General features: G+C 47.8%; 11 protein-coding genes. All 11 read right to left on the bottom strand.

Annotated elements, in window-relative coordinates; genetic code table 11:
- Positions 1 to 24 precede the first annotated feature (24 nt).
- The 11 genes from ACFQZR_RS24990 to ACFQZR_RS25040 all read right to left on the bottom strand — a co-directional run bounded on the left by ACFQZR_RS24990 (position 25) and on the right by ACFQZR_RS25040 (position 18,173).
- Positions 25 to 1,380, bottom strand: coding sequence for an alpha-L-rhamnosidase-related protein (locus ACFQZR_RS24990; protein ID WP_379351046.1), 1,356 nt, complete (start codon positions 1,378 to 1,380; stop codon positions 25 to 27).
- Positions 1,381 to 3,174 carry a glycoside hydrolase family 36 protein gene (locus ACFQZR_RS24995; RefSeq protein ID WP_379351174.1) on the bottom strand — a complete coding sequence of 598 codons (1,794 nt, stop codon included), beginning with the start codon at positions 3,172 to 3,174 and terminating at the stop codon, positions 1,381 to 1,383.
- Between the two features lie 51 nt (positions 3,175 to 3,225).
- The gene (locus tag ACFQZR_RS25000) at positions 3,226 to 4,122 is read right to left on the bottom strand and encodes a carbohydrate ABC transporter permease (RefSeq protein WP_379351048.1); all 897 of its coding nucleotides are present in this window, start codon (positions 4,120 to 4,122) and stop codon (positions 3,226 to 3,228) included.
- A gap of 12 nt (positions 4,123 to 4,134) precedes the next feature.
- On the bottom strand, positions 4,135 to 5,088 hold the full coding sequence (locus tag ACFQZR_RS25005; protein WP_379351051.1) for an ABC transporter permease: 954 nt from the start codon (positions 5,086 to 5,088) through the stop codon (positions 4,135 to 4,137).
- Between the two features lie 76 nt (positions 5,089 to 5,164).
- Positions 5,165 to 6,841: a type 2 periplasmic-binding domain-containing protein gene (locus tag ACFQZR_RS25010; RefSeq protein ID WP_379351053.1), complete on the bottom strand. Its 1,677-nt coding sequence runs from the start codon at positions 6,839 to 6,841 to the stop codon at positions 5,165 to 5,167.
- 256 nt (positions 6,842 to 7,097) lie between these two features.
- Positions 7,098 to 8,333 (bottom strand): MDR family MFS transporter, encoded by a 1,236-nt coding sequence (locus ACFQZR_RS25015; protein WP_379351055.1) that lies wholly within the window; start codon positions 8,331 to 8,333, stop codon positions 7,098 to 7,100.
- Positions 8,334 to 8,411: 78 nt separating this feature from the next.
- Entirely contained in the window at positions 8,412 to 9,437 is a 1,026-nt protein-coding gene (locus ACFQZR_RS25020; RefSeq protein WP_379351057.1) for a LacI family DNA-binding transcriptional regulator, read from the bottom strand.
- Positions 9,438 to 9,649: 212 nt separating this feature from the next.
- Complete coding sequence (locus tag ACFQZR_RS25025) at positions 9,650 to 15,148, bottom strand: DUF4855 domain-containing protein (protein ID WP_379351059.1); 5,499 nt, start codon at positions 15,146 to 15,148, stop codon at positions 9,650 to 9,652.
- 506 nt (positions 15,149 to 15,654) lie between these two features.
- Positions 15,655 to 16,350 carry a histidine phosphatase family protein gene (locus ACFQZR_RS25030; RefSeq protein WP_379351061.1) on the bottom strand — a complete coding sequence of 232 codons (696 nt, stop codon included), beginning with the start codon at positions 16,348 to 16,350 and terminating at the stop codon, positions 15,655 to 15,657.
- A 22-nt stretch (positions 16,351 to 16,372) separates the two neighbouring features.
- A complete protein-coding gene (locus ACFQZR_RS25035) occupies positions 16,373 to 16,870 on the bottom strand; it encodes a sugar phosphate isomerase/epimerase family protein (RefSeq protein WP_379351063.1) in 498 nt (165 codons plus the stop codon).
- 184 nt (positions 16,871 to 17,054) lie between these two features.
- On the bottom strand, positions 17,055 to 18,173 hold the full coding sequence (locus ACFQZR_RS25040) for a Gfo/Idh/MocA family protein (RefSeq protein WP_379351065.1): 1,119 nt from the start codon (positions 18,171 to 18,173) through the stop codon (positions 17,055 to 17,057).
- Between the last annotated feature and the right edge of the window lie 25 nt (positions 18,174 to 18,198).

Here is an 18,198-nt window from a genome sequence, read left to right on the forward strand (position 1 = left end):
CACATCACAACACTTTCTAGTAAACTACGCTATAGCTTCTGCGACAAATCGCTCGCCAGGCACCGTATTCCATTGAATCCAACTGATCGGCCCGATCCCCTTCACGTGCTTCACTTTCGCTTCGACCGGGGTTCCATTGACGGATATCATACGCCATATACCCGAGAATTGGGGTTCCCACACGAACATCGGTCCGGACACATGCTCCAGCACAGTCTCTTGCTGACTCATATGCGATACATGAACTTCATTCGACCAGACCGGAATATGTCTAGCCTCAGCCCACGCTACAGGGCTAAGCCGCGCCTGCGTTACAAGCACACGGTCCGCTGCACTCGGAGCAATCCCCATCATCCCCGTAATCAGAGAAGTAATCACGCTATAAGACACTTCCGGGTATTCCCGCCGCGGCATCTTCGGATGCGATAACTCAAGCAATAACGAATATGCGAAATCATTCAATCCATATTGATAATAAATTTCCGCCAGATAAGATCGTTCCTCGACATTGTTCCCACCATGCTTCACAACATCGAGCAATGCCTTGTCCAGCTTCTCGGCATCATCGATCAGCCTGAAGTATAAAGGAAGATACTGCGCAGACGCATAATAAGGGGTATAGAACGAACGATCCTGTAAGATCGCACCATAGAAACGCCCCATCTGCTCATTCCACCATTGCTCCCGGTACATGGTCTGCAACGCATCGGCTTTGTCCGAATATTTCTGATGGTGCCCCTCATATCCACGAAGCTTCTGAATTTCAGCATAAGCACGGTACCCGCCGTAGAGCGCCGCTACGAGATCTCCGGCTACAAGCGGATGCATGCCATCCTCCATGTAGGAAGCAATGCCGCGGCGACCATAAAACGTATAATGCTCAGGCAATCCATCCCGGTCCTTATCCCAGCGGTCAACATAATCCGAGACGGTGTGATGGTAGAAGTTCACCAGATCTGACGCTTCGATATAGTCCTTGTCCCCGGTCCATTGATACTGCCGCAAGCAGCAGTCGACGAGATCGAAGTTCGCAGGCAGGTTATACCAAAAATCACTATCATCCGTATAATCAACCGGTGCCGGTAGGCCATCCTTCGTGATCTCCCAATACGAGCACCAATCTCTTAGGCCGGAAATATGTCTCGCAAATTGCTGCAGCATGTTCTTGTTATGCATGTGCAAGCCTAGGAGATGAGCGCCTGTGCTCTGGTGCGCGACGTCACGCATACAAAAAGCATCTCGCCCCGGCAAAGCCGCTTCATACCATGGTCCCACTGGATCATCCAAATGCGCATACGATAACGCTTGTTCTTTGGCCCAAGCAAAGGCCTCATTCAATGCGGCACTCGATGATTCGAATAGAAGACTGCTCTTCTGCAATCAAATCACCCCGCCCTTCTTGATCGTCACTATACCAGATGCAGGAACATCAAGCCGTTGAAGCCCTGCATGCAAGGTCATCTGCTGGCAATCAATGACTTGCCCTAGACAATTGCGCGTCTCCAGCTCAACGTGACCAAGGTCGTTCGCAAGTTCAAGTACAAGACGCGTATTCAATGTTCCATTGACGACAATCAGCGTATCGGGTACCACGTCGCCTACGTTCACAACGACATCTTCATAGACGCAAAGGATACGTTTCTCCGCAGTTTCCGCACTGATCATTGGATACAAGAAATCCGGCCGCCCAGGCATTAACTTGCCTTCAATCAGAGCATCCCGATGCTCGCGCCAGAAGGACAACCAGAAGGAGGTCATCTGTACGTGTTCCTCCGGGATTTGATCCAGCTTCACGGAGATCTGCGGGACAGAGAATAGAATGTTGATGAATTGGAGCGCCGCACTCTCTGCAGGTTCGTTCGGATTCCACATGATCATGTCGGAATGCACAGCGGTCTGGCCGCTTAGAAGCCTCACATCGATCGTACGAATTCGATTCTCCGTCGCATCGTTCGGACAGTCGGTCGCACGAAGCAAATTTCCGTATTTTTTCATCAGTGGACCCACATAGTTCTGACGGAACTCGATCATGACATCCGGTTTGATCGCTTGCAGCCTCGCCATGACGTCACTCAGCAACCGATCGACCGCTTCAGGTACGGATGAGAAATCCATCTCGGGGTCCTGCTTCCCCTTCGTCTCTTCCGTCGCGTAGAAGCTGTCCACGAAATCTAGCTTCAAGCCGTCTAAATCCCATTCCACGAACGCCTTTTCATATAAACCGATAATATATTCCCGTACTTCCGGATATCTTGGATCCAGCACGCCGGCGCCAAGATTGTCGAATACAGTCAGCATTTTATGTTCAAATCGATGCCACGCATCGCTTTTCTTCCCTACAAAAGGAACCGAATACCACAGCATGTATTTCAGCCCAATCTCGTGAACACGGTCCACATGGGCCCGCATATCTGGAATCTTCTCCTCGCTCACGAGCCAATCTCCACAATACGCATAACCTCGCGCGTTATCGGATGTCTGCCATCCGTCATCCACGATGACCATCTCGCACCCCAGCGCTTTGGCCAGACGGCATTGATGTTCGATCTGCTCGGGGTCGAGCTGCTGATGGAAGCTATACCAAGTCGAGTACACCGGCAGCTTCGCCGCTTCGGGTACCGAAGCCGGTGCATAGCCCGGAAGCGATGCCCACCACTGCTGTACGTCATCCAGACTCTCGTAATACGGCACATCTCTCGCATCCAAGCGGATCACGGCTTCATAAGTCTGAATCGGTGCCATCGGCTCCGTAAACAGCTTCACTGCACAGCGGAACATCGACGTCTCTTCATGAATCCCTGCCGACATCGCGGCTGCATTCATGGCATCGGAATAAGCAAAAGTCAGCCGATTGCTGCCTAATGTATTGAATAGACAACCGACCGGAGCCGAATAAGTCGCTTTGGAGGTGAGCCCTCGCTCCCAATCCACGTGAAGACGTCGATTCCGGTAGGCAGCCGGATGCCAATACCCATGAATATCGATTGCCGGGATATGCCATACAATTTCTACTTCCGAAGGCTGTACCTTAGCATCTGCTTCGAGCCGAATATGCAGCAGTTCCACACCTTCGCTAACCTCTTGTGACCTGAGCGTGGCACGAAACCGATTATCGTCTCCGATAACTGTAACATGATATTTTCCTGTATTTATTTGATTCATCTCTATCTCCATTGTCTTCACCAGCAGTTCCTCCCTGTCCTTATCTTACTTCTGTGATTTGAATTACCCCTTCACCGCACCCAATGTGATACCGCTAACAAAATACTTCTGCATGAACGGATAGACACACACGATCGGTAACGTAACGACCATGGTTACTGCCGCCCGAAGCGTAGAGCTGGATATATTGCGGTATTTCGAATAGGCTGCCTGCGCATCCTGAATTTGTTGCAGTGCTTCAACCTCAAGCAGCAGCTTGCGAAGATACGTCTGCAAGGTGTCCCATGTTCCACTCGAATTGTACAGAATAACGTCGAACCATGAATTCCAGTGACCAACCGAACTGAATACGGCAATCGCAGCGAACACTGGCAGAGAGATGGGAATAACAACTTTTGCATAAATTTTAAGCTCAGAGGCCCCGTCAATCCGTGCGGATTCGAATAACGATTCCGGCAACCCTTGCATGTAAGATGCCATAAGCAGCATGTAATACGCATTTAGAAGACCTGGTATCCAATACACATTAAAGGTGTTAGTCAACCCAAGCTGAACCATCAACAAGTATGTCGGAATCAAGCCACCGCTAAAATACATCGTGATCAAAAACAAAAGACGCATAAATTTTCTGCCGGAGAAGTTCCGGATCGTAACGATATAGGCTAGAAGTCCCGTCATGAATACACAGGTGATCGTTCCAACAATAACCCGCAAGATAGATATCCATAGTCCGGAGAACAGCTTTTCATTTTTAAACAAAAATGCATAGGAATCCAGCGAAAAGACGCGAGGGAAAAAGTAGATTCCTCCCCTTGCGGCGTCCACTCCGTCATTGAAGGAGATCGCCAGCAAATTCACGAACGGGTACAGCATAACAAAAGTGAATACCAGCATAAATACAACATTACATACGTCAAATATACGACTACCCAAAGTAGGTTTTATTCCTATCGAACTCATATCGTCTACCTCCTATAAAATCGAAGTATCTAGTTTCTTTTTACTGATCCGGTTGACGGTGAGCACGAGCACGAGCGATATCACGCTTTTGAATAATCCAATCGCTGCGCCATAGGAATAATTGCCTAGCTGAATCCCGTATTTATACGCATACGTATCGATAACCTCATGGTATTCTCTCGTCTGTGAGTTCCCGATCAGCAATTGCTGCTCGAAGCCCGCATTGAGAATGCCGCCGATCCCCAGAATAAACAGCAAGACGATCGTTGGTCGAATACTTGGCAGAATAATATGCCATACAATTCCGAACCGGCCTAGGCCATCCACTTTACCTGCATCATACTGTTCCGAATCCACGCCAGCTATGGCAGATAAATAAATGATCGTGGCCCAACCGACATCCTTCCACACATTCGTCGCTGTGATTAGTCCCCAGAAGTATTTTCCCTCCCCAAGGAACGCAATGGGTTTATCGATGAAGCCCAGCCGCATCAACATGTCATTCAAAAACCCTTCATTGCCTAGAATGGCAAACAAAATACTCGCGACAACAACCCATGAAATAAAATGCGGCAAATAGGAAATGGTCTGTACAACACGCTTGAATACTCTCAACCGTAATTCGTTAATCAACAGAGCCAATATAATCGGCGCCGTAAAACCAAATAGCATGTTTAGTCCGCTGATTGCCAGCGTATTGCGAAGAATATTCCAAAAATCCGGAGAGTGGAAAAACATCTCGAAATTCTTCAGCCCCACCCAATGACTGCTTAATATCGGCTTTCCGGGAATGTATTTCATAAAAGCAATAATAATACCAGTCATCGGAATATAACTAAAAATGATCACCCATATGATCATCGGAATACTAATTAGCCATAGCTGACGTTCCTTGTACACGGTCCGCTTAATATGTTCGAATCTTGATTTGGGTTGTGTCGATGCCTGCACAACTTCAGTATTCATCCAGTCACCTACTTTCTCTAGTCAATAAATTTCGAACGAGAGGAAGCGCTTCCTTCCTCTCGTTCACTTATGTGCGTTACTTCCAGGTCTTCATACGTTCCTTATACACATCAGATCTGTATTTCTCGATATCATGCAGTCCCGTATTGTTCAGCTTTTCCTTCATGTCGTTGAAATTTTTCGTAAGCTCATCCTCGGTTTTGCTCATTACAGCCTTCGACCACAGCGTCTCAATCTGATCGTCGATTTGCTGCTTCGTCATGCTTAGCGGATCATTCGCCGGGATCGTGATCGAGCCCATCGAGTTATCGTAGATCGTATCTTTCAAGTTCTCATTCATGATCTTCTTCCACTTGGCTTCATCGTTGAAGTTCTGGTCGAACCAAATCGTGCTTTTGCCATCATCCTTCATCGTGCCTTGGCCCTCAACAAGCATCAGGTAGTTTTGACCTAACTTATCAGAGTTATCATAATTCCACGTTCCGTCGATGATCGCTTTTTTGGCGCTTTCCACCCAGCTCCATTTTCCATTTTCATATTTCCATACCGAATCTGGTTGATTCGGAGCACCCCAACCAATGAGACGTGTACCTATATCCGTAATCGAGAAATTCATCCATTTGATGATATCCTCTGGGTTTTTCGCTTTGTCTGTAATAATCGTGAAAGATCCACTACGTGCGTTCTTCGGAGATAAATAAGCTTTCTCCACGCCCGAAGCCTTTAACGCGACTTGTACATAGCGTTGATCTTCCTTCCAGTTCTTGTTCGTCTTCTGCCACACTTCATGGCCTGCATTCCATGACTGCCACCACCAACCGATATGGCCTATGATGCGCTCAGACGAGAATTTCGCCTTCCAATCGTCGAATTTGTTGACGAAAGTGTCCGGATCAAGCAACCCGTCACGATAAATTTGGTTCATAAATTTCGTGAGTTCAAAGCCTTCTTGCGTATTAACCCAATGGGTCATATCACCCTCTGGACTAACCTTATAACCGTTCTGTAATCCCCACATGCCGGCAAGTGTCGGCACCATATTGGTCGTAACAGGGGCTATCCCTGAAAGCGCAAACGTTTTTTCGCCTTTGGCGTTCTTCGGATGCGTAGCTTGCATTTGCTTCAAGATTTCATAGTATTGCTCAGGTGTTTCAAATTTCGGCGATCCCATAGCCGTGTACCAATCATTTCGGATATGTGCGGAATAATCCGGAATCGGTAGCAATCCCCAGTACTTCGGCAGCATGTATAACTTGCCATCTTCGCTATAATATGACTTGAGCCATGTGTCTAATTGACGCTTAATGTTTGGTCCTAGTTTATCGATATATTGACCAATTTCAACCGCCTTACCCTGGTCAATCCACTGCTGCGCCTGGGACTCATTCAGACCGGTGATCACTTCCGGATAATCGCCACTAGCGAGCATGAGGTTCATTTTTTCTTTTTGGTCCACATCGTAGACGATATTGTTCAGTTTCACGTTGAACTTCTCGAGAATGTATTTTTGAAGCTCTGCTTGGTGTTTGTTAACGTTATCTGGATTATCCTGCCCGGAGTAGAAATTGATCTCAATTGTTTTGTCTGGGACTTCCCAATTGAATTCATTGACTTTCTTCTCCGAATTCTGAGTCGTCTGATCTCCTGTTTGTTTATCGGCCCCTTGTTCGGCAGCCTCATCTTTCCCCGTGCAACCAGCAAGCGTTGTTAATACAAGAATAATAGCAATTAATAATGACCAATTTCTTTTCATGCATGGACCCCCTCAAATGTATTCGCTTACATTTTCAACCTCTCCATACAACCTCTATGCACTGTTGGCCGCATACCACCCTTTTACCCGATTATAAATTTACTAAATATACATCGCTTACATTGTATATATTTAGTAAATATTGATGTCATTTTATCATCCAATTTTGAAATAAGCAAGAGCCTTGTTGCACAAAAAAGGGTAAAAAAAATAGAGCAGCTTATTCGCTGCTCTTGGGCCATTCTTACTACATTTCTTAAGGCGTGGTAGAAATGTATTTCCCTTTACTGGGAGCCTTTACGTCAGCATCAGTTCTAGCCAATTGTCGCCCCGCCTGCCGATAATGCCATATCGTTACCAAGCAAATAGCGGCTGCGATGGTGAAGACCCAATGACCAGGCCATCCTTCATACACTAGGCCTCCTAACCAAGGGCCTAGCATCCGTCCAACCGTAGAGGACGCGGCACAAGCTCCGAGCACCTTTCCTTTCGAGCTGCCGTCCGCAGATTCTACCATCCATGCTGGAACAGCCGGGAAGACCAGCACTTCCCCGCAAGTCATGATGACCATCGCGAGCACGAATTGCCAATACGATGATGCAAAACCGACGAGCAAGAGACCGGCGGTGAAGAAAAAGGTCCCCCACCGAATTTGTGTCTGCAGCGCGATCTGGTACCGACGTATAATCCATGTTTTGAGCGGATGCGACAGCAGAATAAGCCCGCCATTGACCGTCCATAGCAGACTGTATAAAGAAAAAGAAATTCCCTGCACCTTGGCGTGAAGCGGAACAACCGCAGACCACTGCGAGTAACAGAGCCATGAGACGGCAAAACCGATACAAGCTGCAATAACCGCACGCCCCGAACCGCTGTTCCATAATCGGCCGTCCCGTTGACTTCGCGATGGACTCATCGCGTCTCGATGCCCCTGATGCGGCTGACGTATTAGACTGGCGAACAATACGAAGAACACGACATACAATAACGCATTGCCGAAAAATACAAGCTGGAACGACAAATTCGCCACAAAGCCGCCAAGCGCCGCACCCAGCGCCATCCCGACATTTTGCGACACGAATAGAATATTAACCGCACGCTGCTCTTCCCCGGGACAGCCTGTTACTGCCATGGCATTTAAGATCGGATAGACGAAGCCGCTGAAAAGACCCAGCAAAGTTAACAGCACCGCATAAGTGTATAGATCATTCGCCAACCCCATTGCTGCTACCGCACAAGCTGAGCCTGCTATCGCGCAGAGAACGGGAAGCTTACCGCCCCAGCGATCAAATAGGATCCCCCCAATTAAATTGCCAACAAATGCAGCTCCGCTATTCAGCAGCAGCACCAAACCCGCCATACTTAGCGTCCCGCCGAACTGCTCATGCATATAGAGCGTATTGATGGGCCATACGAGCGTCAGGCCGGTCGATAAGACAATCGCACACAGCGATAACCGCCGGAGCAAATGTGTGCTATTTAACGTATCCACATGATGTGCATCCCCTCCATTATTTTACTAAAATAGTGTAATAAAATTTACTAAAATGTTCAATAGAATCTTATTCCCTTATCCTTTCATCTCCGCACCGCAGCTCTTCCGAATGATCAACTTCGTCGGAACGGTGACATGCAGCGACACCTCACGGCCTTTCAACCGATCTGCCATCATCTTCACGGCCGTTACCCCCATTTCCTCTGCGTACACTTTAACTGTCGTTAACGGAGGCGTCACGAACGAGGCCATTTGAATATCGTCAATGCTGACCATTGCAATATCCTCTGGTATTCTCAGTTCTGCTTCATTCGCTGCCTTAATCGCCGCAATCGCCATCGGGTCACTGCCAATTAAGAGCGCTGTTGGCCGTTCCTTCAATTGCAGCATCTGCTGCATCAATCGATACCCTTCTTCGGTTCGCCAATCTCCCACGAATACGAGGTTCGGATCGAACAGCCCACGCTCTTTCATCATAGCTTCATGCTCCAGTTGGCGTTGATCGACGTTATGTACTCTTCCTTCAGCCCTCCATATATAGCTAACGCCGCCTATATATCCGATTCTGCGATGTCCAAGCTGGAACAAATGCTCCATGGCCTGTCTCGCAGCCTTTCGAAGATCGAACATGACCGAATCACAGTCTTCCAACTTATAATCTATGTAAACTACCGATTTCGCTTCCGGCGACTTCTGAACTAAATCCAAATCCACCTTACCGATCACGAATAATCCATCTAACTGGTGCGAATCGATCTCCTGATGGCTATCCATAAGTCGAAAGACCTTCGTCACATTCATGCCTTGATTCGCGCATTCTCGTTCGATTCCTTGGCGAATCGCCAAATAGTAGGGGTCAGAAAACTCTAATTGTTCCGAGCACCAGATGACTAGGCCCATATTCAATGATTCGACTGCTGCTTCCCCATGTTTCTTCTTGGCTCGACTGCCGCCTTTCTTATAGCCCAGCATATTCGCAGCATCAAAGATCCGCTGTCTCGTATCCTCTGAGACTTGAAGGCTATAATCCTGATTCAACACACGTGACACGGTTGCACTTGAGAACCCAGCCTTTTCTGCAATATCTTTAATGGTTGCCATCCGATCCCCTCCTAAATTCGTTCACTTTTACTAAATACCTTACCAATAGATGACGAGGTGTGCAACTGCCCGTTCGCCTCGATTCAACTTCGTTGGACCATCTATCAATCTATTATGGGAATATATAGAAACAAGCCGATCAGGTATAGACCCCGTGGTCTGATACCTAATCGACTTGTTATGTTACGCCTCAAACGTTCTTACTTCGGTTATTACTTATCGTGGCCTTTGCCCGGATTTTCTTTTTGGTATTCGAAGGTCACTTTCACAGGCTCACTCATATACCCAGTGGATAGATACGCCTCATTGGTTCCCTTTAAATTACCCGTCAGTTTGAATGTGAATTGGAAGCTTGCCGCGACAGTACTCTTCGTCTGATCTTCGAGAAGAACCTTGCCTTTCGGATCAATCACCTTCAACTTCACATCTGTAAGGACGCCATTCATCAACAATCCATCAATCGTTACTTTTTTCGCTTCCTGATCAACCTTTACTTGTATGCCGTCAATGCCCTTCACGTCTACGGCACCTGAGAGGTTATAGATACCAAACTCGTAGAAGGAATATCCGTAATCGGTTGCTCTTTTTATTCCTTGGAACTTCATGTATCTTGCCTTGACCGGGTTGAACTGAACCGTTTCTTTGCCATCATGCGCGGTAATCATTCCGTCATTTGGCATGACATTGATCCAGTTCTGCTTATCGTTCGAGACAAGAAGTTTGTATTTATCGGCGCGAGCATATTCCCAATCAATTCGGACCGTATCCATTTCCTTCACTTCACCGAGATCGACCAGGAACCAAGTATTGTCCACGTAATCGCTCGCCCATCTTGAAGCAGGGAATCCATCGACGGCTTTGGCCGGTCCATAATTCGCATTATTGCCTTCGGTCGATGAAGCTTCTGCCGCTTTATTCTGCGCCAAATTGCCAATGAGGTAATAGACGCTTTCCTTCAGCGTATTGTACGCCTCATCTTTTATCGTACCCGCTTTCTTGAATTCATCCAGCTTTGCGTTAAAGCCTTTGAGATACTTGGTGACTTGCGCTGCATCTATCCCTTCGTAGCGCTTCATCATTTCCAAATAGTTGTTCAAAGAACGCACCGTTGCAGAATTCGTAAATTGCTGCGCTTTTTCAAAGCGGTCGACTAACACTTTCATACCGGATGCATTCGTCGTTGCTTCGATTACAAACGACGTTTTCTTCAATTTGCCCGCTGTTACAGTAACGACCAGCTCATGCTTTCCAAGCTTTCCGGCTAGTGGTATAACGGTTCCAGCAGTATAAGGCTTCCCATCATACGTAGCCGTTACTTTCGTCAGTCCATCATCATTTTTTAATTTCCATGTAAACGAAATGGATTGACTGTCCGGCAGGATGATCCCACTCTGGAACGGCTTCCCGTTCATCTGCACATCCACCTCTGAAGGGGCAGCATTGTTGATTTGATACGTTCCTTTCACGTACTGATAGAGCCAGTCATATAGAACGCGTGTGGCAGGGTCTTTGCTCACCGCACTATCATACACGGCATTATTTCCTTGGTAGTAAGCTCTAAAGCCATCTTTCATCAGACCCGTTTCAACACCACTGTTCAAATAATCGACATACCGCTCACGGAATACGCCATCTGTCAGCATGCGATCATCGAACTCAACTTCATTGGACATGCCATACTGCTTCGCGAGGTTCGCTGCATCTTCAAAGCGCTCATAGTCATTCGGTTCGAAGAAATAATTCGGTTGGAGAGCAACGGCATCAAACCCGACATCCTTCCACATAAAGCTCTTGTATGCGTAGAAGTGTGGGATCCAGAAGAACTTCATACTGTTATTGCCGGAAACATTCATCGTATGGACTTTAGCGCTTACCAAACGAAGTAAATCTGGTCCTGTAGAACTTGTGCTGATTTGCTCTTCGAGCCAGTACATACCCACGAGCTCAAGATGGGAATAATTCGCTGCTTCCCACTTTTGCTTCACTTCGTTTAAATACCATTGAACCGCTTTCTCTCGATTCGCAAGTGCTTTCTCTTTTCCAACATCTGAAGCGTTGAAGCTTAAATTTTCACCATTAATCATTCCAAAATTCTTAATCGACTCACCCGGATCCGGAATCATCAAGACAACCTTTTCCTTTTGATTAGGCTGACCTAATGCTGCTCCTACCTCCTTCGTCGCTTCATTCAACTGATACATTTCTCCTGTAGGAGCGAACGTTTTATTCAAGTACCAGTTCCAATCCTCCAGGTATGAATTTCCACCAAAATCACGACCCGGTGTTGGAGGATTAATTCCGAGATAAAGGACGCCATCAAAGAGCCAATCTACAGGTTTCCCTGTCTTATCGACATAACTGATGTTCGGGATAATCCGATCCTTCGTCCATGTCCCCAAATTATTCGCATATTGCCCGTTATAGAGCAATCCAAGATTCTTAATTCCCGCTGTCGCTTCGCCAGGTGCCAAGAATTTCGGCGTCTGTGTCGGAACGGTTACCGCTCCAGCAATTTTGCCATCTTGGCCGAGAATTTCAATTTCATCCACGAAGCTCATCGCTGTCGTATGCATGGTAAAGGTTACTTTTACATAACGAGCATAGGCTATCTTTGCATCTGCTCCAATGCTCTTAATTCCGTCTTTGCTGCCATCCCACTGGTAGGTCTCGTCATAGGTTCCGTCTCTCCAGAGTTCCTGTGTCGCGCTGTCCTTGAGCAATCCCCAATTCACTTTGTCATCGGAGACATACATCGAGACCGTCAGCGGCACGAGCACATTGTTCGTTGGCCAGCTTTCTAGGAAATGCGCTTTAATCTTGGAAATCGATTTCTGTTCGCCCAAATCAAACACAACTTCGCGCGTCTTCTTCTTGAGATGTCCGACCCACGCTGGATCTTTGACATCCAATTTGCCGTATTTGCCATCTGTCAACTTCTTCTGACCATCCGGATAGGATGCCTCAGGCTCCTGCGACCAGCTATATGGCAGTCCTAACGCAAGATTGCGTTCCAGCGTTATCTGCTGATCGGACAGCGAATATACGCCGAACTCATAGAAGGAATAACCGTAGCCCGTAGCCCGCTTGACGCCTTCGAATTTGATGTATCTCGCCGTAACCGGATTGAATTGAACCGTTTCTTTGCCATCTTGCGCTTTAATAATGCCGTCATTCGGCATCACATTGGTCCAAGTCTTCTTATCGTCCGATACGAGCAGCTTATACGTGTCGGCGCGAGCACCTTCCCAACTGATGCGAACCGTATCCATCGCCGTCGGCTGACCCAGATCGACTAGGAACCAGTTCGCGTCATCATAGTGACTCGCCCACCGAGTCGCTTGGAATCCGTCCACCGCGTTGGATGGGACATAATTCGGATTATTATTTTCAATCGACGATACTTCAACAGGTTTGCCTTGAGCCAGACTGCCTGCTAGGTAATAGACGCCTTCCTTCAGCGTCGCATAGGCATCGCCCGCAATGTTCTTCTTCAATTGGTCCAGCTTCGCATTGAAGCTCTTCAGAGACTTCGTGAATTCGGCTGGATTGGCGCCGCCTTCCGCCTGTTTCATCGCGTCGAGGTAAACTTTAAGTGCCGTTGCGTCGCTGCTACTCATTTTCTTGTCGTTGACGTAACTGTCCACGAGCGCAGTCATTGTCGCGGCATCTGTCTTCACTTCGAAAGTAAACGATGTTTTCTTCGATTTCCCCGAAGTGACGATAACATCCAACACATGCTTGCCAAGCATATTCTTTAACGTGATTTCCGTCCCTGCCGTGTAAGGCTTTCCATCATACATCGCAGAAACTTTGATCATACTTGGATCGGCAGCATCTTTAAGGTTCCATGTAAACTTCACTTTCTCGGAATCCGCCAGAACTCCCCCTGCCTCAAACGGCTTGCCGTTCATCTGCACTTCCACTTCAGGCGGAGCGGCATTGTTGACTGAATAGGTTCCTTTGACATAGTCTCTCAACCAATCATAGAGTACACGATTGGCTGGATCTGTGCTCACCGCACTATCATAAACAGCATTATTGCCTTGGTAGTAAGCGTTGAAGCCATTTGCCATCAACCCAGTCTCCACACCGCTGTTCAAATAATCGATATACCGCTCGCGGAAGACGCCATCCGTCAGCATCCGATCATCGAACTCGAATTCATTGGACATCCCATAACGCTTCGCGATGTTCGAAGCATCTTCAAAACGATCATAACCTGTCGGCTCGAAGAAATAGTTCGGTTGGAACGCTACCGCATCAATGCCAACATCCTTCCACATAAATGCCTTATACGCTAAGAAATGCGGAATCCAGAACAGCTTCAAATTCTTATCATGAACTTGACCGCTCACCAATTTCAGCAATTCTGGGCCTTTCGCATCCGTACCGATTTGCTCTTCCAACCAGTACATGCCTACCAGCTCAAGATTAGAATAGTTCGCCGCAGTCCAGCGCTTCTGTACCTCGTCGATATACCATTGCGTTGCCTTTGCACGATTTGAAAGCGCTTGCGAATTATCCCCAGTAAAGTTGAGATTTTCACCATTAACGTTCCCGAAGTTGGTTACTCGCTCATCCGGATACGGAATCATCAGAACAACCTTTGTCTTATGATTCGAATCACCCAACTTCCCTCCGACTTCTTTCGTCGCCTCGTTCAGCTGCTGCATATCGCCCTTTTCCGCGAAGGTTTTATCCAAATACCACTCCCAGTCTTCGAGAATGGAAGGCAAGCCCGCCGCTGCCCCTAAACTGCGTCCTTTCGGAGAGGTCGTTCCGAGATAGAGAATCCCGTCAAAGAGCCATTCTGTCGGCTGCTTCGTATCCTTGTCGACGTAACTGATATTCGGAATAATCCGATCCTTCTTCCAATTCCCTATTTCAGGTTTATCCGCATAATAGCCGTTATAGAGCAGCCCTAGGTCCTCGATCCCCGCTGTCGCGTCGCCAGGCGCTAAGAGCTTCGCCTCTTGAGTTGGCACGGTTACCGCTCCATCGGCTTGCCCGTCTTGACCGATAATTTCAATCTCATCCACAAGCGTCATCGCGCGGGTGTGCATGGAGAAAGTGACTTTGACATACTGAGCATAAGCAATTTTCGCATCTAGGCCGATCGCTTTAATGCCGTCCTTGCTGCCATCCCACACATAAGTCTCTGTGTATTTGCCGTCATTCCACAGCTTTTGTGTTGCATTGTCTTTGAGCAAGCCCCAATTCACCTTGTCATCGGAGACATACATCGATACTGTAAGCGGCACGAGTACGTTGTTCGATGACCAATCTTCGAGGAAATTCGCTTTAATAGCCGTGATGGACTTCTTCGCCCCCAAATCAAACACGACTTCGCGTGTCTTCTTCAAATGGTGGCCCACCCATGCTGCGTCGGATCTATCGGCTGCCCCATATTTTCCATCCGTCAATTTGTCGCCTTCATCCGGATAGGAAGCTTCCGGCTCTTCTGACCACTCATAAGACAGTCCTGCAGCCAGGTTGCGATAGACGTCGTTGTATACCGATGCAGTGACACCCTCTGCGTTAGCAATCGGTTGAACCAATGGATCAACCGGATCGACTCCGCCAGGCAGGTCGGTTGACGTCTGTTCTTCTTTCTGTGTAGGCAGCGCCTCTCCCGCTTGCGCGATCGGCATCATCGTTACGATCATGATCGCAGCCATGATTAGCGCAACCCATTTTCTACTCCTCTTCATATCGTGCTAACTCCCTTCTGATTCTTGAGTCAAGAAACATCAAATTCCCAAATGGTATGCGCTTCCATTTCAGCTTACCTCGATGCTCTTTCCTCCCTTCCGAGATTCCGACACGTCATAGAAGCTTATAACATATGTCAATGTCCTTACTGTAACATTATGAAATGTGGCCTTCCTTTCAAATAGATAATTTATGACATTGGGTATACACTTGTTGACATGAAGGCCCTCATGTCGCGTTTTTATAGGTATAAAGATAGCGTTTACCTCCTTAGGTCCTACCTTTTCTCTCTTAACTGTACATCAAAAAACTCCCGGCATGATAGACCGAGTGTTTCGCGTATCCGATTATGGAAGAGTGCATTGCACCGTGGAAGCCCGGATATTTACTTGTGAGTACAAGTTGTTGGCTATCGATTATCGCCTTGACTCTCCAGTTACAGGATACCCCGAACCGACGATGAAAAAGCCAAGGACGCCGCCTTGGCTTTTCGTAGTTATCGCATTCAAATATCATTGGCCAAAAGTCCGGCTGTCGAGACTTGCAACCCCGCCTCATGCAAATGGCCTATGTTTCCTAGACCAGTACAGCGGGGAACCGCCCATTCCTGACTCCTCTCCTCGAACAAAACCGTGGTAACGGAGCTTGGCGGGAGCCAAAATCCACTCCAGGCGAGCGGAAAAGGAATCTCGAGCAAATGGGCCAGCCAGGTTACCCCAAACCCGTGATGGCAGAATACCGCGATTGTTTCACGATTAGGCGACACGATGCGGTACCTGCCTTCTTCTCTTACATATCCATGACGTTGAAAGAAACCGTCGGAATCCACTTTGAGCTTATCGTAATCCTGCGCGTAATCGCAATATGGGGTGCACTCCCGCCATATTTCATGGCCAGGGTATGGCTGAATGGCCCTCACGGTTTCACCAGGAATATTCCAGGCCGCAATTTTGCTGCCTTCGAAAATAACGGGATTCAAGCTCAATTCACGTGTCCACGGTTCGATAACCGGATCAATTCCAAGCAATTCAGCGGTATACTGCATCGTATGAACCGCGCGATTTACCGGGGAGCTGAAAATCCGGTCGATTCCTTCCTTCTTCAGCCTCTTGGCAAGTGCCTTCGCTTCCAAATGCCCCGCTGCCGTAATGGTATCGTTAGGGTAATCAGGATCGGCGTGACGGATTATTAAGATCCTCATTCAATATTCTCCTTATATCCTCTTATTTTAGAGAGACTACATAGTTCCCCAGCTCCAACGCAAATTTCAGACCGGTATCCCGTATTCCGTCGGGAAGCTTGTTTACGCCATTTTGCGCTTCATAGGTGAAATCGCCGCTATATCGGATTTCTTTGAGCGCCCCCACCAGCTCAGTCCAATCGATTGTGCCTTGATACGGAAGAAGATGCTGGTCAATTGCGCCGTTGTTGTCATGTATGTGAGTCGCTTTCAACCGGCTGCCGAGTATCCGGAATGCAGATGCCTGTTCGATTTTTTGCACATGGGCATGACCCGTATCCCAGCAGGCGCCGATCAGCCGATGATCGAGTGCGTCGACGAGCTGTGCGAGTTCTTCAGCACTCGCAAAGAAGCGGTTATAGCCTTGAACATGGAATACGTTCTCAAGAGCGATGCCCACTCCCGTTTCTTCAAGCACAGGAAGTAAACGGCGATAGAAATTAATATTGTAATCCAATATTTCCTTGGTGAATGGCTTCATACCTTGATACGGAACAATTAAAGACGTTTAATGATGTAGATACTTTCATCAGGTAAAAGCTCCTTCTCCTATTTCGCTTGTTCGAATGAGATGACGATCCGTCATCGGAATCCTCTTACTTTTTGTACCGCTCATAAGCGACTATATGAATTCCAATATATCCCTAAAAACAAGCTGTTGTAAACTACTCGAAAGAAACTTGCTGGAATGTGCCCGTTAACGCCGATTGCTTCGCTTTTAAGCACAGAAGCGCGCTCTGCAGACCGTCGTCAAGTGTCGATATCGAATCCGTACCGCCTTGCATCAGCTCGATGAAGTTTTTCGCAAGTACGCTGTCTCCGCCGAAATGACCTTCATCTCCGCCGAATTCATACGTTTCTATACGCGTCGAATGATGCATGAACACTTTGACCTGCCCGGTGTAGAAGTCGAAGTCAATCGTCCCTTTGTAGCCAAGGAACCGGGCTCCGCGAGCAGCCGCCTTTTTCCGCGCAAAAAAGTTCTGCGAATACGATACGTGCATCCCGGATTCATAACGAATCAACGCGCTGCCGGAGTCTTCGTTACCCGTGTCTACCGCGAAAGAACAGTACGCCTTGTCATCTTTCCCGAACGCCTTGCTCTCGGGACACGTCTGTTTTTCGTCGCATTCGATGCATTTCAGTCCGGCAGGCTTCGTCCCTTTGAAAATTTGTTTCGATATCATCGCGGCGACGTTTTGCGGCTTCGTACCGAGGACATAGTTGATGTAATCGAAGTCGTGCGTTGCCTTTTGAAGGAACAAGCCGCCCGTTTCATTCTCGTCACGATACCACCCTTGGAAGTACACGTGACCATACGGTACGTTGTTGACGGCTTGAACATGCTCTACTGTGCCAATTTTTCCGGAATCGACGATTTCCTTCACCAGTTGGACGAGCGAAGTAACGCGCAGCGGGAACGAAACGACTACCTTGCGGTTGCCCGAAGCTTCATAGCCTTCCTTCAAAAGCTGTACATCCTGTAATGTCGTAGCCACCGGCTTTTCCAAGAAAAGCGGTAGACCGCTCGATAACACCTTCAGCGCCATGGGTGTATGGAGCGAACAACGCGTACCGATCATAATACCGTCCAGCTGTATCTCGTTCAGCATTTCTTCCGGCGTTTCGAACGTTCGCACGTCTGCATTCTCTTGCTTGACCTTTTGTCGTTTTTCCGGATTTACATCCACGATGGCCGCCACTTGGCAGTCCGATGCATGTTTTTGCACGTGGCGAATAACGCCACTAATACGGTTTCCGTAACCGATTACTCCGATTTTCAAGACAGTAGCCTCCCTTATGCTCTGT

It is taken from the genome of Paenibacillus sp. GCM10027629 (assembly GCF_042676425.1).
GTDB classification, from domain to species: Bacteria; Bacillota; Bacilli; order Paenibacillales; family Paenibacillaceae; genus Paenibacillus_K; species Paenibacillus_K terrigena.